Annotated in this window: 7 protein-coding genes; 2 read left to right on the plus strand and 5 right to left on the minus strand. The window is 40.1% G+C overall.

Annotated elements, in window-relative coordinates; all coding sequences use genetic code 11:
* Together HMPREF0650_RS13355 and HMPREF0650_RS03160 are read left to right on the plus strand one after the other, a co-directional pair.
* Positions 1-193 (plus strand): hypothetical protein (locus HMPREF0650_RS13355; RefSeq protein WP_040562300.1); only part of this gene is annotated, 193 nt, incomplete at its 5' end.
* 678 nt (positions 194-871) lie between these two features.
* Complete coding sequence (locus HMPREF0650_RS03160; RefSeq protein WP_081454844.1) at positions 872-1777, plus strand: IS982 family transposase; 906 nt, start codon at positions 872-874, stop codon at positions 1775-1777.
* Here the strand turns inward: HMPREF0650_RS03160 and HMPREF0650_RS13630 are convergent.
* The 5 genes from HMPREF0650_RS13630 to HMPREF0650_RS13235 all read right to left on the minus strand — a co-directional run.
* Positions 1705-2877, minus strand: coding sequence for an RHS repeat domain-containing protein (locus HMPREF0650_RS13630; protein ID WP_081454843.1), 1173 nt, complete (start codon positions 2875-2877; stop codon positions 1705-1707). The genes HMPREF0650_RS03160 and HMPREF0650_RS13630 overlap by 73 nt on opposite strands.
* Positions 2878-3138: 261 nt before the next feature.
* Positions 3139-3594 carry an SMI1/KNR4 family protein gene (locus HMPREF0650_RS03170; RefSeq protein WP_004348325.1) on the minus strand — a complete coding sequence of 152 codons (456 nt, stop codon included), beginning with the start codon at positions 3592-3594 and terminating at the stop codon, positions 3139-3141.
* 12 nt (positions 3595-3606) lie between these two features.
* On the minus strand, positions 3607-3858 hold the full coding sequence (locus HMPREF0650_RS03175) for an HNH/ENDO VII family nuclease (RefSeq protein WP_050774834.1): 252 nt from the start codon (positions 3856-3858) through the stop codon (positions 3607-3609).
* Positions 3858-4445 (minus strand): RHS repeat-associated core domain-containing protein, encoded by a 588-nt coding sequence (locus tag HMPREF0650_RS13635; protein WP_004348327.1) that lies wholly within the window; start codon positions 4443-4445, stop codon positions 3858-3860. Before HMPREF0650_RS13635 ends, HMPREF0650_RS03175 begins: the two co-directional genes overlap by 1 nt.
* A 251-nt stretch (positions 4446-4696) precedes the next feature.
* The coding region (locus tag HMPREF0650_RS13235) for a hypothetical protein (RefSeq protein WP_004348328.1) at positions 4697-5140 on the minus strand (444 nt) is incomplete at its 5' end.

Raw genomic sequence — 5140 nt, forward strand, 5'->3', positions numbered from 1 at the left:
TCTGACGATAGACATGGTGAAGATACAAATTAAATCTGAGAGTCCCACTCCTTTTGGGGGATTATTTTCAATCATGGAGCAATTTGACTCCACAATATCTTATAGAAATTCTGAATTATTATCTAATAACTTCCTATCTCCTTTGTTAAGTCAAGAATGCAATAAGGGAGATAAGCTATTCACCCATAAGTAGTCCATAACAAAATATGAGTCAATACAGATAATATATACACTTGACAAAACAAGCAGGAAAGTATAGTGTGATACGGATGTTAAAAAGAGACTTTGTTCTTCTGATTCTTATCTGTAATATCTTGGAAGCCTTAAACATCTCGATAAGTTTATTAGCGCAGTTTATTAGGAACTTGCAATCAGATATAAGATATAATATGTTAGGATTACATAAATTGTATAACAAAGAATACCAGCTATATGCCTTCCTCTACTCATAGAGGCATATCTCTCTATGGTCTTATTTAATTTAACAATATTGAAATATCTTTTATAGTTAAACCAAAGGAATGGTGATATAAGTATTAAGCCAATAAACCAACTGAAAGGATCGTATCTGCTTCCAATCTTAATACAGCCAAGTATATTATACCCGAAGTAATACCCAACGAGTTGTATTATACAGGCAATATTAGTATATTCATGAATGGATGTAAACATTAGAGATACAAATGTAACAGTACCCTCCCTAACTAAGTATTTATTCTTGGAACAAAGGTAATATGTCCAATAGGCTATTTCACAAAACATAGATTAACGTGAGTTCGACGAATTATAAGTGTCTATAAATTTGGTGATTAGCGAAATTTGTTGTAACTTTAAGATATTGATTTACAAACAATTACAAACAAAAATCGCTATGATCACCGAGGACAAAGTTACTGAAATATTTTGTATGGCAGATGATTTCTGCAAGTTTTTTGATGCAATGGTGGCAAAATATACGCTAAAGCCTACTGGAAAAAGAAAGTATCATCGAGATTCCACGATGTCAAAGGCAGAAGTCATGCTAATAATGATTCTTTTTCACGACTCTGGTTATCGCTGCTTTAAACATTTCTATCTTGAAAAAGTATGTAAGCATCTGCGTAATTTGTTTCCTAAAGTTGTCTCATACAACCGTATAGTAGAATTGGAAAGGGAGGTTGTCATTCCACTCGCTTTGTTTATCAAGAAAGTCTTGTTAGGAAAATGCACGGGCATAAGTTTTGTTGACAGCACACCACTGCGCGTCTGCAAGAACCAAAGAATACATATTCACAAGGTTTTCAAAGGTATAGCCCAAAGAGGAAAATGCTCCATGGGTTGGTTCTTCGGTTTCAAATTGCATTTGATTTGTAATGAGAAAGGAGAACTTCTCAACTTTATGATAACACCGGGAGATGTTGATGATCGTAAGCCATTGGAATACAAAGCGTTTATAGATTTCATATATGGCAAGCTGGTCGGCGACAAGGGGTACATCGGCAAGAATCTCTTCCAAAGGCTTTTCGTGGATGGAATACAACTTATTACCAAGCTGAAAAGCAATATGAAAGGAGCTTTGATGAGCGTTTCTGACAGACTCTTACTCAGAAAAAGAGCCATTATAGAAACTGTGAATGATGAGCTCAAGAATATTGCGCAGGTGGAGCACTCCAGACATAGATGCTTTGACAATTTTATCGTCAATTTATTAGGCGCTATTGCAGCCTATTGCCTGTTCCCAAAAAAGCCGTGTATCAATGTACAAAGGACTATTGATACACAGCTTGCTCTGTTCTGAATTCGTCGAACTAACGTTATATTACTATCTCTCACATACCCATACAGGGTAGGATTCCCACCAGTCAGCCCTATCGGGTCCTGACTAATGTAGTTTCCGGTATGTGGCGAGTAATACCTGAACCTGTTGTAGTACAGCCCTGTTTCCCCATCTTCGTATTGTCCTTGGAAACGGAAAGGTATGAAGTCTCGTTTTCCTCTGAGTTCCAGTACATCCCCATAGATGTCGAGGATACAGTCCCAAACCACCTCACCATTGCTGTCGAGGGCTTGTATGGGCGTGCCCATATAGTCCTGCACGATACTGTAGCTGTCCTCCTCGGTGAGTTTTGCCACAGGGGTGTAACTACCACCGTCATACACCCATGTAATGAGATTGGTGTACGGTTCCTGTCTATCATAACGGATACGCCCCAATTCATCCTGCTGTGTCCTCGGCTTTTCCCGCCTGTCATAACTCCACTCGTGCAGCAGCACGTTGCCGTCCCAGGCATAGCGATAGCATGTGTCGTGCGTCTCTTTAAGGGTACGCCTGCCCAAGGCATCGTACTCAAACCTTATGATGGCACCATCGGGCGTGCGTACGCTCTTGAGCATGCCATTGCCGTACCACTCGTAAGCGGTATCTCCCTGTTGCCAGCCATAATGAGCCTGCAGTTCCTTGTCATTGGGCGTGGTTCGCGTGAAGAGATAGTCAAGCCAATCCTTGGGTTGCGGCATCACGGGAGGCTCCAAGACATTGCGAGTGCTCTTGAGGATAAGATTGCCTTCCCCGTCGTAGCGATAGTAGTTCTTCTCATCCTTGAGCAGCCTGCCGCTCCTGTCATATACACGTCCCCTAGCATCCCTGTCCCGATAGACGTTGCCGATGATGTCGGGAGTCTTGAAGAGACACTCGCTCATGTCAAGCGATGCACCGACGAGGGTGCCGAAGCTGTCATAGTCGTACATTACGGGAGACTTCCTCAGGTGAGACCGCATGGAAAGCAGCCTGTCGTTCCTTCTCCATGCATAGAAGCGGTGTCCGCGCGATTCCGTCTCCGCATAGGTACACCTTGCCTCCAGACGCCCCGCAAAGTCGTATTCCGAGGTAATGCGCACGCCACCCGTGGCAAAGCGCTCTATCTCGCGTCCCCTCTCATCGTAGCGGATACGGCTTTCCCAAGCGTCTGACTCCTCTGACTGCCGGGCATGGAGGGCCTCCGTCTCCCCAAGTGGGGTGTAGGAGGTATTCTGCTCCGCTCCGAGAGAACTCCGCAGTCCTGTGTGTCCGCCCCATTGGTCATATTCATGCTCAATGGCGATCCTGTCTGCCTTGCCTCCGTTCGGGAGTACCTGCTCTTCGATTGAGGCAAGTTAAATTTAAGAACCTAATTCGATAAAATCCTCAAAATACTCTTCAAACGATGAAAATAATTTTTCTGTTCTTCCAATGTACATTTTTTCAGTGTCATCATACCTGACGTTTGCTCCATAAATCGTATTATCTTCTAATTCTTGATTTTCAGAAACCTTGTATAAGGTTAGATATTCGCCTACTTCGTAATTAAGAACAATTAAATCATTAGAAAGATTTACTTCATTTCTCATTTGTTTAGTAACTTCCACGACCGAATAAGTAACACTATTTTCATCTTTTGCTATCCCAAGTATATTAACATCTCCATAATTACACATTCCGCATTGAGATAAAAATTTCTTGTATTGCTTTGGGAGTTTAATATTTAACTCATTTTCAATATAAAGAATCTGCTCGTTATCAGCTTCTAACCAATATTCAAATTCCTCATTTTGTTTTAATCTTGTTATATAATCCATAAAATATTATTATTAATGACAACCTTTTTTGAATGATTTTGCTCTTTCCTTCCAATAATTTTTACGAAATTTTTCGTATTGATTTTTGAGAGTTCTGTTGTTCCTAAAACTGTTATCGTTTTCTATTAAGCCGTGTAATGGTTTATAATACTTTTTATGAGTACTGTCCAATAGTTCAACCATCGGACCTGGTTCAGCACCGATAACGTGATGTAGGTTTATTTGTTTTCCGTCAATACCGATAGGAGCGTATCCTTTACTCATCAAATCATAATTCGAAGCTCCTGCATCAAGTAATTTTGTACTGTTGGATTGGTTTTTCCTACAATGGGGTCAACGAATGTTGGAACTCCTCCTCCAAAATCAGCAGAATTTTGATATACTTTTCTTCCCAAAACTTCAATGGGACTATACTTACTTAACCCAAAAACATCCACCCAACTATTCACATCATGAACATAGGCGTAAATATTAAATCCTCCTAAAATAGAAATTGGGTCTTGTGATATAAAAGTACCGCTATTCGGGTCGTAATACCTGAACCTATTGTAATACAGTCCTGTTTCCCCATCTTCGTATTGACCTTGGAAACGGAAGGGTATGAAGTCTCGTTTCCCTCTCAGTTCCAGTACATCTCCATAGATGTCGAGGATGCAGTCCCAAACCACCTCACCCTTGCTGTCGAGAGCTTGTATGGGCGTAACCATATAGTCCTGCACGATGCTGTAGCTGTCCTCCTCGGTGAGCTTTGCCACCGGGGTGTAACTACCACCGTCATACACCCATGTAATGAGATTGGTGTACGGCTCTTTTCGATCGTAACTCGTTCGCCCGAGGTCATCGGTCAGCACTTGCGGTTTTCATTGGGGCTGTAGTCCCACTCGCGCAGGAGGGCGTTGCCGCCTCAAACAAAATGAGTAGTTGACCTTGCGGTTTTCTTTTCTATTCTTCTGCCAAAAATGTCGTAACAAAAACATATTATCGAACCATCAGAATTGAATATTCCCCTTGCATCCCAAAGCGTATTGCCACGCTTGTAAACTCCACTTTTGGGCGTTGTTTTCAGTATTTCAAGAAACTTTTTAACAACACATCTGAAGCATTACCAATCAGATAAGTCAGGTAATTTTATACCTTTCCCATTCATTGCATTCAATTCGTACATTACAACACTCCACAAATTAGGACAATCATCACCAAAATTAAAACATATCCATTCATTTCGTGTTGAGAGTGATTTTTTTTGTTCCCTCAAATTTGGTAAAAGATTTGTAAAAGAAATAAAATCTAATTCACTATCTTGCATATAATACACAATCAACCAAGACCATTCCGATTTGCTTAATTCATAAAATGCTTTATAAAATTCAGATTTATCAAAATTTGGGTTTAATTTTATATAGTTTTTGATAGTACGAGAAACTGTTATTGTATCTGTTGGCATATTTGCCTCATACAATTTAATTTCATATTCTCCTTTTCCAACTAAAAAATCAAAAATTTCGTTCTGTGCAATAGCTTTTTGCAGTTTTTCTATATTATTCAT

This window comes from Hoylesella buccalis ATCC 35310, assembly GCF_000177075.1.
Lineage (GTDB): Bacteria > Bacteroidota > Bacteroidia > Bacteroidales > Bacteroidaceae > Prevotella > Prevotella buccalis.

Excerpts from the sequence above, each read along its gene's own strand:
- HMPREF0650_RS03160 (WP_081454844.1), top strand. The coding sequence starts at position 872 with ATGATCACCGAGGACAAAGTTACTGAAATATTTTGTATGGCAGATGAT.
- HMPREF0650_RS03170 (WP_004348325.1), bottom strand. The coding sequence starts at position 3,594 with ATGGATTATATAACAAGATTAAAACAAAATGAGGAATTTGAATATTGG.
- HMPREF0650_RS03175 (WP_050774834.1), bottom strand. The coding sequence starts at position 3,858 with ATGAGTAAAGGATACGCTCCTATCGGTATTGACGGAAAACAAATAAAC.